Source organism: Thalassospira sp. A3_1 (genome assembly GCF_017744215.1).
Classification (GTDB): domain Bacteria; phylum Pseudomonadota; class Alphaproteobacteria; order Rhodospirillales; family Thalassospiraceae; genus Thalassospira; species Thalassospira lucentensis_A.
Window position 1 is genome coordinate 1043966 of the sequence record NZ_JAGHQQ010000001.1, and the last position, 16015, is coordinate 1059980.

General features: G+C 53.0%; 15 protein-coding genes. 8 read left to right on the forward strand and 7 right to left on the reverse strand.

From position 1 onward, the window contains the following. Positions 1–9 precede the first annotated feature (9 nt). Entirely contained in the window at positions 10–480 is a 471-nt protein-coding gene (locus J7395_RS04630; RefSeq protein WP_209220676.1) for a DoxX family protein, read from the forward strand. Positions 481–731: 251 nt separating this feature from the next. Further along, positions 732–1955 carry a response regulator gene (locus J7395_RS04635; protein ID WP_209220677.1) on the forward strand — a complete coding sequence of 408 codons (1224 nt, stop codon included), beginning with the start codon at positions 732–734 and terminating at the stop codon, positions 1953–1955. Positions 1956–2032: 77 nt separating this feature from the next. On the opposite strand, the gene J7395_RS04640 is transcribed toward J7395_RS04635, so the two are convergent. The 3 genes from J7395_RS04640 to J7395_RS04650 all read right to left on the reverse strand — a co-directional run bounded on the left by J7395_RS04640 (position 2033) and on the right by J7395_RS04650 (position 5290). Continuing rightward, entirely contained in the window at positions 2033–3553 is a 1521-nt protein-coding gene (locus J7395_RS04640) for an ATP-binding protein (protein ID WP_114109317.1), read from the reverse strand. Further along, positions 3540–4019, reverse strand: a complete 480-nt coding sequence (locus tag J7395_RS04645; protein ID WP_209220678.1) for a hypothetical protein — start codon at positions 4017–4019, stop codon at positions 3540–3542. Before J7395_RS04645 ends, J7395_RS04640 begins: the two co-directional genes overlap by 14 nt. Positions 4020–4123: 104 nt before the next feature. Next, on the reverse strand, positions 4124–5290 hold the full coding sequence (locus J7395_RS04650; RefSeq protein WP_209220679.1) for an EAL domain-containing response regulator: 1167 nt from the start codon (positions 5288–5290) through the stop codon (positions 4124–4126). A gap of 134 nt (positions 5291–5424) precedes the next feature. On the opposite strand from J7395_RS04650, the gene J7395_RS04655 reads away from it, so the two are divergent. Then, complete coding sequence (locus J7395_RS04655) at positions 5425–6402, forward strand: response regulator (protein ID WP_247741957.1); 978 nt, start codon at positions 5425–5427, stop codon at positions 6400–6402. A gap of 5 nt (positions 6403–6407) precedes the next feature. Here the strand turns inward: J7395_RS04655 and J7395_RS04660 are convergent, their stop codons facing one another. After that, positions 6408–7817 (reverse strand): sensor histidine kinase, encoded by a 1410-nt coding sequence (locus J7395_RS04660; RefSeq protein WP_114109315.1) that lies wholly within the window; start codon positions 7815–7817, stop codon positions 6408–6410. Then, positions 7814–8479 carry a response regulator transcription factor gene (locus J7395_RS04665; protein ID WP_062950293.1) on the reverse strand — a complete coding sequence of 222 codons (666 nt, stop codon included), beginning with the start codon at positions 8477–8479 and terminating at the stop codon, positions 7814–7816. The genes J7395_RS04660 and J7395_RS04665 overlap by 4 nt, the downstream gene beginning before the upstream one ends. Positions 8480–8633: 154 nt before the next feature. Between J7395_RS04665 and J7395_RS04670 the strand changes: the two genes are divergently transcribed. Next, a complete protein-coding gene (locus J7395_RS04670) occupies positions 8634–9755 on the forward strand; it encodes an ABC transporter substrate-binding protein (RefSeq protein WP_062950291.1) in 1122 nt (373 codons plus the stop codon). On the opposite strand, the gene J7395_RS04675 is transcribed toward J7395_RS04670, so the two are convergent. Further along, positions 9742–10590 carry a citryl-CoA lyase gene (locus J7395_RS04675; RefSeq protein ID WP_209220680.1) on the reverse strand — a complete coding sequence of 283 codons (849 nt, stop codon included), beginning with the start codon at positions 10588–10590 and terminating at the stop codon, positions 9742–9744. The two genes, J7395_RS04670 and J7395_RS04675, sit on opposite strands and share 14 nt — an antisense overlap. After that, positions 10587–11804, reverse strand: a complete 1218-nt coding sequence (locus J7395_RS04680; protein WP_209220681.1) for a CaiB/BaiF CoA-transferase family protein — start codon at positions 11802–11804, stop codon at positions 10587–10589. Before J7395_RS04680 ends, J7395_RS04675 begins: the two co-directional genes overlap by 4 nt. A 119-nt stretch (positions 11805–11923) precedes the next feature. Between J7395_RS04680 and J7395_RS04685 the strand changes: the two genes are divergently transcribed. From J7395_RS04685 to J7395_RS04700, 4 genes are all read left to right on the forward strand, one after another. Further along, positions 11924–12604, forward strand: a complete 681-nt coding sequence (locus J7395_RS04685) for an IclR family transcriptional regulator (RefSeq protein WP_209220682.1) — start codon at positions 11924–11926, stop codon at positions 12602–12604. 326 nt (positions 12605–12930) lie between these two features. Then, positions 12931–13929 (forward strand): tripartite tricarboxylate transporter substrate-binding protein, encoded by a 999-nt coding sequence (locus J7395_RS04690; protein ID WP_062950283.1) that lies wholly within the window; start codon positions 12931–12933, stop codon positions 13927–13929. A gap of 45 nt (positions 13930–13974) precedes the next feature. Beyond that, on the forward strand, positions 13975–14448 hold the full coding sequence (locus J7395_RS04695; RefSeq protein ID WP_062950281.1) for a tripartite tricarboxylate transporter TctB family protein: 474 nt from the start codon (positions 13975–13977) through the stop codon (positions 14446–14448). Between the two features lie 10 nt (positions 14449–14458). Further along, positions 14459–15994 (forward strand): tripartite tricarboxylate transporter permease, encoded by a 1536-nt coding sequence (locus tag J7395_RS04700; protein WP_062950279.1) that lies wholly within the window; start codon positions 14459–14461, stop codon positions 15992–15994. The last annotated feature ends 21 nt before the right edge of the window (positions 15995–16015 follow it).

Below are 16015 nucleotides of genomic sequence, written 5' to 3' on the forward strand. Positions count from 1 at the left end.
AGAATGAATATGTCATCTCTTGCAAACACCAAACCGCGTACGGTCATCCCGGCCCTTGGCAATCTTTGGGCGGCACTTGAACCCCTGTCACCCGTGATCGTTCGCGTCACCACCGGCCTTCTTCTGATGCCGCACGGTGCCCAGAAACTGTTTGGTGCCTTTGGCGGCTATGGCCTTGAAGGCACCGCTGGCTGGCTTGAAAGCATCGGCTTTGCACCGGGTCTGCTTTTTGCACTGCTGATCGGGCTTCTGGAATTCGTCGGTGGTCTAATGCTGACCATCGGTCTGCTGACCCGCCCGGTGGCTGCTGCTGTAATTGCCTTCATGGCGGTTGCCTTTACCATTCACCTGCCAAACGGTTATGCGTGGAACAATGCCGGGTTTGAAATGCCTCTTTTCTGGGGCCTGATGGCGCTTTCGATCCTGATCCGTGGCGGTGGCAAATACTCGGTAGATAGCAAGATCGGTGTCGAATTCTGATCCTGCTCACCCCAACGCAATGATCTTCCACTCTTCGCTTTCAACGACTCTGGGCTGCCTTCATCGGCAGCCCTTTTTTGTTTATCTCCCCGCGGATGAATCTCTGGCACGCTACACCTGCATGATCATATTGACCTGCTTTGTGATCCAGAATCCGTCTTGGCAGGTAAGGCATTTGTATTGTCAAAATCCTGCAACGCTGTCAGCCTGAAGGCAGCCATCAGCCGACCTTTCCCGAAAAGGATGCCGGGATGCCAGAAAACGTTTCAGTCCTCTTCGTTGATGACGATCCCAATGTGCTTAACGGATTGCGTCGCCGCATCATGTCAAAACGGCCCGATTGGAAACTGCGTTTTTGCACCAGTGGCGCCGAAGCCCTTAAGAATCTTGACCTGCAAGGGGCTGATGTCATTGTTTCGGACATGCGGATGCCCGAAATGGACGGGGCTGAATTGCTGCGCACCGTAGCACGAAAATATCCTGATACGGCCCGCATCCTGCTTTCGGGTTATTCCGATGAAAAGGCCATCCAGTCCGGCAGTGCGGCAACCCATCATTTTCTGATGAAACCGTGCAGCGATCAGGATGTCATCCACGCCATTGAACGCGGTCTGATCCTGCGCAACTATCTGCGTGATCCTCTGCTGATCGATATCCTGTATCGCATGTCGGCCACACTTCTCTGGCCGCCGGTTTTTCAAAGGCTGCATACGATCCTGCAACACAAGGGACAAAGCAGCGAGAAAGAATTGCTGGAATTCAGCCGCGACAAACCCGGTTTTATCGACCTTGCCCATGAACTTGCACGCCGTGAAAAACTTATCCTGCCAACGGATACGCCCGATTTGGTTACCCTGATCGACCTGTTCGGACCGGAAAGCGTCAAGGCATTATGTGTCATATGGGCCGTACATGGCCAGCAGACCGGATTCACCTTGGACAATATAGAACAGGCCATTCATCGCAGCCTCGTTCTTGGCCAGATGTCTGCCGAGATCGCCCGTCTCGACGGCCTGTCTCACGAAACTATCGATATTGTCCGCGCCGCGGCAATCCTTTGTCATGTCGGACTAAACATCATGGAACAGGTGATCCCGGAAAAGGTTGCGGCAAGTCGTGATCATGCAGATCGGGATCACTGCGACATCATCTCAGCAGAAGTCGGTTCAATCGGTGTTTCTCATCCCGGTGTTTCGGCCTGCCTCGCAGCCCTTTGGGGCTTCAAGCACGAGGTTATCGAAGACATTGCTTTTCATCATCGCCCGGAAGCTGCACCAACGCAGAATTCCAGATCTTTGCTGATTGTCTATGCCGCACAGCATTTTGCCCGAAAGTTTGGTCGGGACAGCGATGATCGCACATCCAAATATGACCGCGCCGCAAGTTTCATTGCCCGTTGCAATGCCCAACAGAAATGGGCCTCGTGGGAACAACATTGTGCGTCACTGCGCGACAGCCTCCCCGTGGCAATATGATCCTCATATCGCCGTGCGACAGCGATCCGACAGGAACAGGAGATGATTTCCATAGGGCTCGGCGTCGCAATATCCCATCAGGACCGAATGTCATAGATTTCATCGATTGCAGCGCGATCCCGACGTTGATCATCGTCCGCCTGCCGGCTGCCCGGTTTCGGAATACGGATAATAAATTCGGCCCCCTCGCCGCTGGTTTCGGATAGGGTCAGATCGCCATTGAAATCATCCTGGATCAGCTTGCGACAAATCGGCAGGCCTTGACCCGTGCCAACCCCGCGTTCCTTGGTGGTAAAGAAATAATCGAAAATACGGTCACGCAGTTCTTCGGGCACGCCACCGCCATTGTCACGTAAACGAATCAAGACATCCGTGGTATCCGAGGCAACATCCAGCCATATTTTGCCGGGCCGTTTTCCTGATTCCCGGATTGCCTGCGATGCATTGACGATCAGGTTGATCAACGCCTGCGACAGATGGTTCCGCCGGCCTTCGACTTCCCTGACATCTGTCACATAACTTTGTTCAAGTTCAGCGACGTGTTTGACCTGGTTGCGCGTCAGGGTTATCGCCGTTTCGATTTCCTCGGCAATGGAAATCCGTTCGACAGAATCCGTCGTCGGATGGGCAAACTTCCGTATACCCCGAACAATCTCCGCAATCCGGTCAAGGCCCTGAATACTTTCCCTGATTGCCAGCGGGATTTCTTCAATCATGAAGTCGATGCGGTTCCGATCAAGTTCAAGACGGGCGGTTCCATCTGCATCAACGGTCCGGATTGCCTTAACCACCTCGTCAAAACTGTCAGACAGGAATTCAAGATTGTTCTGAATGTATTGGGCCGGTGTATTGATTTCATGGGCAACGCCGCCTGCCAATGTACCCAATGCATGCATTTTGGCATAATCGGCAGCCTCTTCGATGACTTCCTGTTCCTGACGGGCACGTCGCGCATCGACATCTGCGGCAAAGGCACGCTGACGGTGACGAATGACAAAGACCGCAAGACCAATCATCACGATCATGCCGGAAAAGAACAGATAGGACAGGATTTGTATGTCGGTCTTCACGCTGGCAATGTTGCTGGCATTATAGACTGACACAAAGTTGGTCGTGCGAACCACTGCTTGCTGTAAAGGATCGTCGATAGTTTCAAGTTCGTCGTGAATGAAATTCAATACAACAGATGGGTTCGATGTCTTTGCGATCATCGCATCAATGCGAGCGATCTTTTCATCAAGTATCGCTAGCAAACTTGTCACTTCAGGAATTTGTAGAAGAACCTGAAAACCCTCACCCTGTTTGACAAGCAAAGTGCGGCTTACAAGGATTTCATATTCCAGAAGAACCTGTTCGAAATCCTCTTTGGCGATTTCATTCTGTACCCGGGCGTATTCGATATATCGCTCAATTTCCAGAAACTGGCGCTGAATCTGAAAAACCGCCCATGCAAAATTTTCACGATACGCAAATTTTTCGTCGTCGAGCTGCCGCACAATCGCAGTCGAAAAGACGCCGTAAAGGACAATGAACAGGGCCAGTATCGAGAAAATGACCCCACTCGAGATTTTTGACAGAAAATGTCTAGTTTTGCCCATCAATCGACTTCACTTGCCAGACGGAATAAGACCAGTAGGTGTCAGTCTGGAAACGAACATCACTGTCATAGGGGAAAACAACCCAGAACGGGCCTTTGTCGCGCACCGACATTTCTGCATCATTCTGCAGATAAACCAGAATGGCGTTGTCATCCCGAAGCACACTGGCCGGAATCATCACGCTGTAATCATTCAATGCGGACACACGTACTGTATCTGCCGTGATGCCATAGGTATCAAGCAGAACATCGAAATCAACACCCCGGAATTTCTGAACACCGTCAGTCCACGGGGTCGAAGTATAAAACTCGGTGTCGGGGAGCTTGCTCAGTTCTTCAAATGACACCGTCGTGGTTTCACCGCCGGTAGTTGAGAGCCTCAATTCACTTGCTGCATGAGCATTTCCAACCGTAAAGACAATGATCGTGCCTATGGTCATGGCGAATTTAGTGATCGTTTTCATCATCGTAATTGTACTCCGAGACTGGTTTAAACATTGGTCACGGCGTGGTAGCAAAACAATGATCGATCTTGAAAAAACTGGTCAACCATTTGTAGTGCCACACTTGTTCATATCGCAATCTTGCCTGGCACAAATTCTTCAAGCGGTTGTGGCATACCAAAAAGATATCCCTGCAATTCTTCTACCCCATATTCGCGCAGGCAAAGGGCTGTGGCCTCGTTTTCAACACCGACAGCAATGACCGAGTAGCCGATCTGCCGACATATCTGAACAATCCATGAAACAAACGCGTCGTCACTCCGGTTACCCATCATCCGGCCAATCAGACCCTGATCAAGTTTAACACCGGCAAAATATTCGTTCCGCAACAACTCGAATGCCCCTTTATCTGCCCCAAAGCCGTCAATGAATAACCGCGTCCCGCGCCGGGCCAGAAACTTTGCATTTTTCGCAAAGTTTTCGTCCATCACGTTCAACTGCTTTTCATTAATTTCAAGCTCGATCTCGAGACCAGATTCCTGCATTTCATCGATGAAATCCGACACCGAGCAAACAAATCGGTTGTTGCTGACCAAACAGGGATCGACGTTCATTGATATTCTGGCACTTGGTCCCAGCGCTTCGCGATAAAGCGGTGCCAGATCAATCATCGTCTCCATAATATGCATCGTCAGACGGTTCATCACCGGGCGGTTTCGGCAACCTTCGAATATCTGTCCAATATCAAACCGTTTTTGCAAATCAGGCATTCGGCAAAGAACTTCGCCACCTGTTCTCATAAAATCGCTGGTGCGGACGCGGGGCTGAATCACAGTGGTAAAATCATACCTATCAATCGCTGCATTCACGATATCGGGCATCACATTTTCAATATGGCCTTCTTTACACCGGTCTCCGATCGTACGGGCCAGGACTTCTTTGAGGGCCATGGACGAAATGGGCTTTGTCAGAATCTGACTGACTTTTGCATGCTCTTTTGCTTCGCGCAGTGATACCGCCGAAACATTTCCCGTCAGTAAAATCCGCGGCACATCCGGAGCACAATGACAGGCACGTTTCAGGAAATTAATGCCATCGATGGTCGGCATTACCAGATCGGCAACAATGACCTGCACCCCGGAACGGTTTTTTGACAACCATTCAAGAGCTGCCTCGCCATTGATATATTTGACTAAATTAAAACTCCCCGACAGGGAACGACATACCGAAGCCAAAAGGTTTTCGTCATCATCCACCATCATAACGGTAGGCAGGTCGATTGTCGCAACACGCATCAGGGACAACTCCGGTAAAAACCAACCTGCATCACCCGAAAGCTGATTTTACAGCCACCAATTCATACAGGATTTGATATACCGAAGAATAATGTCAGGATAGACGAACCAACATCCCCATATGTGGAGTGTGAATGACAATGGCGTCAGACCGCCCTGTCTGCATTGCGTTTGTAGATGACGATGAAAACCTGCTGTCATCGCATCGGCGAAATTTCGCAAACCTCGCGCCGCATTGGCAGGGGCTGTATTTCGGTGATCCGCGAACCGCACTGACCGAGATTTCCAGTACCCCGAATGTAACAGCCGCCATTCTGGACATCCACATGCCAGTCATGACCGGTCTTGAACTGGCAGAAAAGCTTCGAAATCTGCGGGGCGACCTGATCATTGTGATGCTGACGGGTTATGCCGACCTTCAATCAGCCCTTACAGCCGTCAACGAGTTCGGAGTCTTTCGTTTCTATCCAAAACCCACCGCCTTAAAAACAATTCTTGATGGTATCGAAACCGAGATCGCGCGCAGGCACGGTGAAAGCCGCGATACAATCCCTGCAGCGTTTCTCGATCTTTTCCATCTGGGGCTTATTGCAACCGATGACCGGCTTACGGTTTCACACATGAATGCGCAAGCCGCCGAAATTTTGCGCCGGTCAGCGTCATTACAGGTCAGTCCTGATAACCGGCTTCTGATCGACAAGGTGCCTGATGATCTCGAACGTTTTTTGCATCCCCCTGCGGGTCGTGTTCCGCCGATGCAGCGCGGATTTTCGATTGATCACGAACAGGGGGCATTGTCGGTTTTCCTGCGCCGGGTCCGCAATGGTGGCACCCTTCCGGACAGCTTCGTCTTCATACTGGTCGAACCCGAAAGAATGGGGCCGCCAACGATTGATGACCTGATTGATATTTTTGGCCTGACCCGGTCCGAGGCCAAGCTGACACAAAAGCTTGCCGAGGGCATGTCTCTTGAACAGGCAGCAGAACTGGTTGGAATTTCACTAAGCTCGGCACGAACGTATCTGAAAACCGTATTTTCAAAGACCGGCGTGAACCGGCAACCACAATTGATGAAAACCGTGCTTTCGACAATTCCCGCCCTTCGCCGTTAACGCAATTACGCTTGATTTGGTGCCAATCGGAAACGCACCGAGAAAATCGCACCACTGTGATCTTCCGGCTCATCAAGCCGAATGCGTGTATCGTGGCGCAATGCGATTTCGCGCACGATCGAGAGGCCAAGGCCGCATCCGTCTTCCCCACCATCCGACACACGATAAAAGCGTTCGAACACATGTTTGCGATGTTCAAGCGCAATACCCGGCCCGTCATCTTCGACCACCAGTTTGACGAATGATGTATTGTCAGCCTCGGGTATTAATCGCACGGTAACGGAACTGCCTTCGGGGCAATAGGTCAGCGCATTGTGGATCAGGTTCTTCAGCAATTCCTCGATCAGGGTCGCATCCCCCATGATCAAAGCCTCTCCGTCCAGCCCCTCATAGCCAAGATCAATACCGCGCTCTATCGCAGCGGGGACCTTGCTGCCCGTAACCGTCCGGGTGATCTCGCCCAGGTCAATACGGGCAAAGGGACGTCCGGCCAAACCTTCGGGTGCGGACCGCGCGGATGTCAGCAACTGGTTGGCAAGATGAGAAGTCTGACGCGTCGATGCTGCAAGCTTTTCCATGACATCATGCAGCTTTTCCGGATCCTTTTCACGCAGTCCCAACTCTGCCTGGGTACGCAACGCAGCCAATGGAGTGCGCAGCTGATGTGCGGCATCTGCGGTAAACCGCTGCATGGTCGAAAGCGTATTTTCCAAGCGTTTCAGCAAATGGTTGATCGCGCCGACAAGATGGCGCACTTCGGTCGGGACATCATGCAGAATGGGTCTCAGGTCCGAGGGTGACCTGCGGTTAAGGGCTTCTTCCAGTCGCGCCAACGGTTTAAGCCCCTGCCCGATCCCGAACCAGACAATAAGGGCTGCAATCAGGATAAGGCCAAATTGCCGGACTGCCGCACGGGCCAGAATATCTTCGCTCAGGCTTTCGCGTGTTCCCGTGGTTTCGGCGACCAAAACGTGAAAACGTGTCGCCATTCTTGCGCTGGCCACATAACGCGACAACGCGCCAATCCGCACCCGTTCGCCGTTATATTCCGCATCATAAAACACCGGCTCTTCCAGAAGCGGCATCAGTTCTTCGGGAACCGGTGGCAGTTCTTCGTAACCGGTAATGAATTCGCCCTGTGCTGTACTGACCTGATAGAAGACCCGATCCTGCGCAGAACTGGTCAGCATCTCGAGCGCGACATAAGGTACGTCGACCTCAATCTGCCCACCTATCAGGACCACACGATCCGCAATCGCAAGCGCGGAACTCAGAAGCGCACGGTCAAAGGCCTGATTGGCAGAATGCACCGCGTTGCTGCGGACCTCGAACAGCATCAGTGAACTGATCAAAAGCAGCGGGATTAAAAGCCAGATCAGCAAGCGCCGGCGAAGGGATGCGTTGCGCCATTTCATGTTTTTTTCAACAGGTAACCAAGACCGCGGACAGTCTGGATTTTGATATCTGCCGTTTCGACACGTTTACGCAATCGACTGATGTAAAGTTCTACCGCATTTGCACTGATGTCGTCCTCGAACCCGGCAAGCTGGTCGGTGATCTGTTCCTTGGACAATACATGCCCAAGCCGCAAAAGCAGAATTTCAAGGATATTCAGTTCGCGGCGCGGAATTTCGATATCCTCGCCATCAATCATCGCGCGGCGAGCAACAGTATCATATGTCAGGCGTCCACAGGTGATCCGGGTATTATGCGTCCCCGAATGACGGCGCATCAGGGCACGCACGCGTGCCTCAAGCTCAACCAATTCAAACGGCTTTGCCAGATAATCGTCTGCACCAAGGTCAAGCCCTCGAACACGGTCATCAATATCGTTGCGTGCCGTCAGGATAAGAACAGCACTTTCCGATCCGCGATGGCGCAATCGACGCAGGATTTCGAGACCATCCATCCGAGGGAGATTAAGGTCCAGCACGACAAGGCCGTATTCCTGGGTACGCAGAATTTCATCGGCCTCTTCACCATCAGAAATCACATCAACCGCATAGCCCGCCTGCTGCAAAGAGCGGGCGATGCCATCAGCAAGTGCTGCGTGATCTTCTACAACAAGGACTCTCATTGTGTCGGGTCAGGTCCCCTGTTAAACCAGAATGGTCTGGTGCATATTGCCCCAAGAACATGAATTTTCCAGATTTTGCTGGATCGGAAAAGCCTCAATATCACTATCCGGCGACACGCCTGCGAGTAATTCAATAAGTGAGGGTCTGTAATCAATGAACCTGCGCAGTACTATCATTATTGCAGTTTTCTGCGCAGCAATTTTCCGCGTTTTGCCGGCATCTGCCGAGCTTTTCATCTTTCCCGCGCTGCAAAACACCACCCCGGGCGACCCCGAACAGCTTCTGTTGTCGGAAAGTCGAACCGTCGTCATTTACGGATCGGCCGATATCGAAGCATTTCGCCCCGCCATTGACGGATTTCAGCAAAGCAACCCGGAAATCCGCGTCGAATATCATCAGCTGCAAACACTGGAGATGTATCACCAGACTCTTGCCGAACGCGAAGCAGGAGAACCAAACGCCGATCTGGTGATCAGTTCGTCAATGGATTTGCAGATGAAGCTCGCGAATGACGGTTATGCCTTTTCGCATCAAAGCGATCAGACACGCGCATTGCCAAACTGGGCCCGCTGGCGCAACGAAGCATTTGCGGTAACACAAGAACCAGCCGTAATGGCGTATAACCGCAAATACTTTCGCGAAAACAATCTTGAACCGCCGCGCACACGTAACGATTTCATTAGGCTTCTGAACGATCACGATGATCTGCTCAGCGAGAAGGTCACAACCTATGACATTGAACGCAGCGGGGTTGGCTTCCTGTTTCTGGCACGCGATGAACGGTTCTTTTCCGGGATATGGGACTTTGTCCGCACGTTGGGTCAGGCGAAGGTAAAGCTCTATTCCAATACGTCGCCAATGCTTGAAAAAATCGCCGATGGCCAGCTCGTACTGGGATACAATTTGCTGGGATCGTACGCGGAAACATTCAGTCACCGGAACCCCAATCTCGGCGTAATCCTGCCCGATGATTTCATCGTTGTTTATTCCCGGATTGCCATCATTCCACGCGGGGCGCGCAATCCGGAACTGGGTGGCAGGTTCCTTGATTATATCCTGTCGATTGAAGGCCAGAGCATCCTGCAGGACGAAGGCAATTTCAACCCCGTCCGTCCCGATGTCCCGCCCAGCCCGTTCTCGTCGCTAATTTTTGATCGTTACGGCGAACGGGTCCGGTCATTCCCCGTAGGGCCGGGGCTTCTGGTTTATCTGGATCAGGCAAAACGCCAGCGGTTTTTAAGCCGCTGGCAGGATGCGCTACTTAATCGCCGTTAAGGTCTGATGGCACCGGGCGGCGTTCCGGCCCGTCATAATTCCAGATCAGACGTCGCGGAATTGGTCCCTTGTTGCGGCCCCCCTGATTGGTTTGCTCCCACGCATGGGCAAGTATCCCAACCGACCGTGACAGGCAGAACAAACCACGCGCCAGCGGTGCGGCAAATCCTAGTTCGGCATATATCACTGCCGTCGCACCATCGATATTCATCGGGATGCGTTTGCCTTTGCGGGCCAGAAGGGTTTCTTCTATCTGGCTGGCAATCTGTCCAAAATGCCCGGAAACAATCCCATCGGCAGCCGCCTTTTCAACAAGCGACAATAAGCGCGGTGCACGCGGGTCAAGCGGATGGAAACGATGACCAAATCCCGGAATATGTTTGCCATGTTCGGCAATCTGATGGTCCAGCCCTGCTGCTGTCGCATCGACAAGGTTTTGCCCCTCATCCATACGCGCCGCAATATCATGATAAAGCGCAACAGCCTGTTCACCCGCCCCACCATGGACATCGCCCAATACGTTAACAGCACTGGCCATGGCATTATTCAAACCAACCCCGCAGGTCGCAGCCATCCGCGCGATTGCAATGCTTGGTGCCTGCGGACCGTGATCGACTGCCGCAACAAGGGCCGCCTCAAGCAAGGCTGCCTGCCCCTTTGATGGCAACTCACCGCGCGTCATCAGCCAGATCATCCCGGGAAAACTGATATTGCCAATCAGGTCCTGAATGGCGTAGCCGCCATAATGGATTTTGCCCGGTTCCATATCGATGATGGATGTTTTCCACCAGTCGCTGACTTCGTTTTCAATGTCTTTTGCAGTTTTGTCGCTCATAGCACACCCTCGGCTTTCAAGGTGGCGACCTCCTCGGCAGACATGCCAAGGGCGGCCAGAATAGTTTCGTTATCCTGTCCCAGAACCGGTGGCGGCGCATCAACCGACGGCGCATCACCATTCATCTTGATGCCTGTACGAAGAATACAGATATCGCGTTCTGCACCCGGCACGTCCGTAAAGTCGGCCAACATGCCGCGATCGGCAATCTGCGGCAGCGAAAGAACCTGTGGCACGGTCAAGACCGCCCCGGCGGGTACGCCGACAGCGTTGAATTCGGATACCCAATGATCTGTCGTCCGGGTGACGAGCGCACCTTCAAGCAGATCGCTCAATTCCCGGCGATGCGACAGGCGTTCTGTCCGGGTTACAAAACGCGGGTCAACTTTCAGGTCTGGCAAATCCAGAACATCGCAAACCGCTTCAAACTGTTCCTGTTTGTTGGCCGCAATATTGATCTTGCCATCCTGTGTGCGGAACGTACCCGATGGCGAGGATGTGAAATTGTCGTTGCCGTTTGCAGTCGGCTGCTTCCCGGCAATGAGGAAGTTCGATACCACCCAGCCCATGGTCGCAATCACGGATTCCAGCATCGAAATATCGATGAAACTGCCTTTACCTTCGTTGCTCCCCATTGCTCGTCCGGCGAGTGCTGCGGTGATTGCGTATGCAGCCGTCAAACCGCCAATGGTATCCGCGACCGGGTATCCGACACGGTAGGTTTCCCGGTCTTCCTCGCCAGTGATCGTCATAATACCCGAAAGCCCCTGCACAATCTGGTCGTAGGCTGGCAGCTTTTTCATCGGGCCGGTCTGCCCGAAGCCTGAAATCGCACAATAGATCAGCGAAGGGTTAACTTTTGACAGGACATCATAGCCAAGCTCAAGCCGATCCATCACGCCGGGTCGGAAATTTTCGACAACCACATCGGCATTCGCGACCAGCTTTTTAAGGATTTCCTTCCCGCGCGGGTCCTTAAGGTTCAGCGTCACAGACCGCTTTCCGGCATTCTGTGCCATGAACGAAACACCCATTAGCTTTTCATTCAGCCCCTGATCCGCCCCAAGTTGACGCGCCAGATCGCCGCGCCCCGGTGCTTCGACCTTGATAACATCCGCCCCCAGATGGGCCAGTTGATGGCAGCAAAACGGACCAGCCAAAACGTTGGTCAGGTCCAAAACGGTAATACCGGCAAGTGGTTTGGTCGTATCCATGACATTTCCTTAAATTCTGTCTGGTAGAATTTTGTTCTACTATATAGAATTTTGACCAATCCCAAAATGCCCAATAACGATATCCGGGGCGGAACAGTCACACGGGAATTCAATTTATTATGTCAGAACAGAATGTTAGCGCAGTTGAACGCGCCCTGATCATCCTTGATGCCTTTACTGATCGTGATGCCGATCTGTCGCTTAAGGATCTTTCGGAACGCACGGGCATGTATAAAAGCACCATCACCCGACTGGCCGGAACATTAGAGTCGCGGGGGTTTCTGGCAATATCGGGACGCGGGCGCTATCGGCTGGGGCCTGCATTGTGGCGTCTGGGGTCGATTTATCGTCGATCATTTCGCATGGATGATGTCGTGCGCCCGCATCTGACAGCCCTTGTCTTGGCCAGTGGGGAAACCGCATCTTTTTATGTGCCCGAAGGCGAAAACCGTTTGTGCCTGTTTCGCGAAAATTCCCCTAACAGTCTGCGCCATCATCTGGAAGAAGGCGCGATACTTCCTTGTGACCGTGGTGCGGCCGGGCACGTGATCCGCGCATGGGGGGACGGCGTTGATGATCGTGCGATTGATGTTCTTGATGCCGGATTTGCCCAAAGCGAAGGCGAACGTGACCCGGACATATCGGCAATCGCCGTTCCCGTACTGGACCGGCAAAACCGGCTTCTTGGTGTATTGACACTGTCAGGACCGCTTAGCCGGTTCAATCAATTTAAACGTGACGAAGCCCTGTTTTTCCTTAAGAAACATGCACTTGATTGCGGGCGGACATTATCGGCGTAAATGATTTTCACCAGCGGTCTTTGCCTCACCATCATAAATGCTGTGAACTTTTTTCACTCTGTTTGGTGCAATGACAGGTTGGTGACAGCTTTGCCTGTTACCGTCTTGCGGCTGCCGATCCGTCAGATCATTTGGTCTGGCTTAAGGATAATCAAAAAGGATCATCGGCAAGGGAGGCCTTCAGCTGTTTGTTGTCATGGGGTACCGGCATGTCGCCGGAATGCAAGCGCAGCCAGACCTTCATTGCAGATGCCTTGTCCTGAATTGATCGGCCTGCCGCCGTTCGGCGGCTCAGGAAGGTTTTTGTGTCTGGAGGAGACAACACAATGAAGAAGCTGACGATGTTTTCGCGTCGCGGATTCCTGGCAGCGGCCACCGCTGTTGCCGTTTCAACTGCTGCTTTTGGTGCCTTTGATGCCAAAGCACAGGAATTTAACGATATTCACTTCATCGTTCCGGGTGGTGCCGGCGGTGGCTGGGACAGCACCGCACGCGGTACCGGTGAAGCCCTGACCAAAGCTGGTCTGGTTGGCACCGCGTCCTACGAAAACCTTTCGGGCGGCGGCGGCGGTAAAGCCATTGCATACATGATCGAAGCAGCTGATCGCCTCGACAACACCCTGATGGTCAACTCGACCCCGATTATCGTCCGTTCGCTGACCGGCGTATTCCCGCAGTCTTTCCGTGACCTGACCCCGATTGCCGGTGTTGTCGCGGAATACGCTGCCTTCGGTGTTCCAGCCGACAGCCCCTACAAATCCTTCACCGATGTTGTCGAAGCGATCAAAGCTGATCCGAACTCAGTGAAATTCGGTGGCGGCTCGGTTCGTGGTGGTATGGACCATATCGTTGCTGCATATGCTGTCCAGAAAGGCGGCGGCGATGCCAAACAGGTAAAATACATTCCCTACGATGCGGGCGGGAAAGCGATTGCCGGTCTTCTGTCGGGTGAAACCGAAGTCATTTCAACCGGCCTTGGCGAACTGCTTGAACTGCACAAAGCAGGTCAGATTCGTATCCTCGCCGTTACCTCGACCGACCGTATCGAAGCTGCTCCGGACGTCCCGTCACTGGGCGAGCTCGGCATTGACGCAGAATTCGTCAACTGGCGCGGCTATTTCGGTTCCCCGGCTCTTTCGGCTGAAAAGGCAGATGCCTATGCCAAACTGCTGAAGGACCTGCAGGCGACCGAAGAATGGGAAACCGTTCGTAAACGTAACGGCTGGGAAAAGTTCTACAAGCCGCGCGCTGAATTCTCCTCCTTCATGGAAAATCAGGAGAAAATGGTCGGCGACCTGATGCGTGAACTTGGCTTCCTGAAATAAGCCTTTCCGAACAGCAATAAAAAGATCTCTAAAGGAAACCACGCCATGTCCATCAATCGTGACAAATTCGGCGCAATGCTCTTTCTGTGTCTCGCGCTGATCTATGGCTATTATGTCGGCGATATCCCGCTTTTGTTCGGTGACGAAGATGCCCCGTTCAATGCCCGGACCCTCCCAAATGCCATAGCATGGGTGATGGGCGTGGTTTCCTTCGCACAACTGGTACTGCCGGCCAATCGAGAGGCCGGCAGCCTCCTTGCCGCGTTCCGTGGCATGAAATGGAAACCGGTCATCATGCTTGCCGCACTGATGATCTTCTATGGCCTGACCATTCGCTATCTCGGCTTCCTGATCTCGACCACCATCTTCCTGATGGGCGGGTTTGCCGTTCTTGGCGAACGCCGTATCAAGGTTCTGATCGGTGCAGCCGTACCTGTCGTCTTCGTATTCTGGTTCCTGCTGTCCCAGTTGATGGGGATTTATCTGGCACCGGGCGACATCTTCGAAATGCTGGGCTAGGGCGAAAGAAATGCTTGAAGGAATTTTCTCCGGTCTGACGACCGCTATTATGCCGATCAACCTTCTGATGGTTGTTGTGGGCTGCTTTGCCGGCACGTTTATCGGTATGTTGCCCGGCCTCGGTCCGATCACGGCCATTGCGCTGATGATCCCGATCACCTACGGATTTGATCCGTCGACCGGCCTGATTCTGATGGCCGGTGTGTATTACGGTGCAATCTTTGGTGGCTCGACCTCATCGATCCTGATTAACGCACCGGGTGTTGCCGGAACAGTCGCCACAGCTTTTGACGGCTATCCGATGGCACAGCAAGGAAAGGCTGGTAAAGCACTTGCCATTGCCGCTTATTCCTCTTTTTCGGGCGGGACTATCGCTGCCATCTTCCTTCTGGTTGCCGCACCGGCACTGGCTTCGGTTTCGCTGTCCTTCCAGTCGGCTGATTACTTTGCACTGATGGTTCTGGGCCTGACTGCCGTCTCGGCCTTTGCCGGAAAGGGCCAGGTTCTTAAGGCGATCACCATGACGCTGTTTGGCATCATGCTGTCGACAATCGGGACCGACCCGGCTGCCGGCGTTGCGCGCTTTACCTTTGGCAGCATGGATCTTGTTGACGGTATCAGCTTCCTGTTACTCGCCATGTCGACATTTGCCCTGTCCGAAGCCCTTTTGCAGATTCTGCGCCCTACCAAAGACACACGCAGTGACGAACAGAAAGCACTGAAGAATCTCGGATCGATGAAGCTCTCGAAAGACGAGGTCAAAACAATGACCCCTGTCATCGCGCGTTCCTCGGTACTTGGATTCTTTACCGGCGTTCTGCCAGGTGCAGGCGCAACGATTGCATCGTTCCTCGCCTATGGTCTTGAACGGAACCTTGCAAGTGCCAAGGAAAAACTTCAGTTCGGCAAGGGTTCGATCCGTGGCCTGACGGCACCGGAAACCGCAAACAATGCTGCTTGCTCGGGCTCGTTCGTGCCGCTTCTGACGCTTGGTATCCCGGGTTCGGGTACCACTGCTGTCATGATGGGTGCTTTGATTTCCTATGGTGTTCAGCCGGGCCCCCGTCTATTTGTCGAACAGCCTGACGTGTTCTGGTCGGTCATCATTTCGATGTATATCGGCAACATCGTCCTTCTGGTCCTGAACCTGCCGCTGATCCCGTACATCTCGCGTTTGCTGGCACTACCCCAGCAGTTGCTGGTTCCGTTCGTCCTGTTCTTCTCGCTGATCGGTGTTTATCTGGTGACGTTTAACACCATGGATATTCACCTGATGGTTCTGGCCGCGGCAATCGCCATTGGTCTGCGTCTTTTGAACTATCCGATGGCGCCAATGCTGCTGGGCTTCATCCTTGGCGAGATGATGGAAGAAAACCTGCGTCGCGCATTGATGATCAGCGACGGTTCGATTTCCTTCCTTTGGGAACGCCCGATCACGCTGGTCATCCTGCTGATCAGCATTGCCTTCCTGCTTGCTCCGCTTGTCGGAAACACACGTCAATGGCTGCGCAAACGCAAAGCCGTTCCGAATGACGGCGAAATGTAAGACCAAGAATCTTCGACGCGA

Excerpts from the sequence above, each read along its gene's own strand:
- J7395_RS04630 (WP_209220676.1), top strand. The coding sequence starts at position 10 with ATGTCATCTCTTGCAAACACCAAACCGCGTACGGTCATCCCGGCCCTT.
- J7395_RS04635 (WP_209220677.1), top strand. The coding sequence starts at position 732 with ATGCCAGAAAACGTTTCAGTCCTCTTCGTTGATGACGATCCCAATGTG.
- J7395_RS04640 (WP_114109317.1), bottom strand. The coding sequence starts at position 3,553 with ATGGGCAAAACTAGACATTTTCTGTCAAAAATCTCGAGTGGGGTCATT.
- J7395_RS04645 (WP_209220678.1), bottom strand. The coding sequence starts at position 4,019 with ATGATGAAAACGATCACTAAATTCGCCATGACCATAGGCACGATCATT.
- J7395_RS04650 (WP_209220679.1), bottom strand. The coding sequence starts at position 5,290 with ATGCGTGTTGCGACAATCGACCTGCCTACCGTTATGATGGTGGATGAT.
- J7395_RS04655 (WP_247741957.1), top strand. The coding sequence starts at position 5,425 with ATGACAATGGCGTCAGACCGCCCTGTCTGCATTGCGTTTGTAGATGAC.
- J7395_RS04660 (WP_114109315.1), bottom strand. The coding sequence starts at position 7,817 with ATGAAATGGCGCAACGCATCCCTTCGCCGGCGCTTGCTGATCTGGCTT.
- J7395_RS04665 (WP_062950293.1), bottom strand. The coding sequence starts at position 8,479 with ATGAGAGTCCTTGTTGTAGAAGATCACGCAGCACTTGCTGATGGCATC.
- J7395_RS04670 (WP_062950291.1), top strand. The coding sequence starts at position 8,634 with ATGAACCTGCGCAGTACTATCATTATTGCAGTTTTCTGCGCAGCAATT.
- J7395_RS04675 (WP_209220680.1), bottom strand. The coding sequence starts at position 10,590 with ATGAGCGACAAAACTGCAAAAGACATTGAAAACGAAGTCAGCGACTGG.
- J7395_RS04680 (WP_209220681.1), bottom strand. The coding sequence starts at position 11,804 with ATGGATACGACCAAACCACTTGCCGGTATTACCGTTTTGGACCTGACC.
- J7395_RS04685 (WP_209220682.1), top strand. The coding sequence starts at position 11,924 with ATGTCAGAACAGAATGTTAGCGCAGTTGAACGCGCCCTGATCATCCTT.
- J7395_RS04690 (WP_062950283.1), top strand. The coding sequence starts at position 12,931 with ATGAAGAAGCTGACGATGTTTTCGCGTCGCGGATTCCTGGCAGCGGCC.
- J7395_RS04695 (WP_062950281.1), top strand. The coding sequence starts at position 13,975 with ATGTCCATCAATCGTGACAAATTCGGCGCAATGCTCTTTCTGTGTCTC.
- J7395_RS04700 (WP_062950279.1), top strand. The coding sequence starts at position 14,459 with ATGCTTGAAGGAATTTTCTCCGGTCTGACGACCGCTATTATGCCGATC.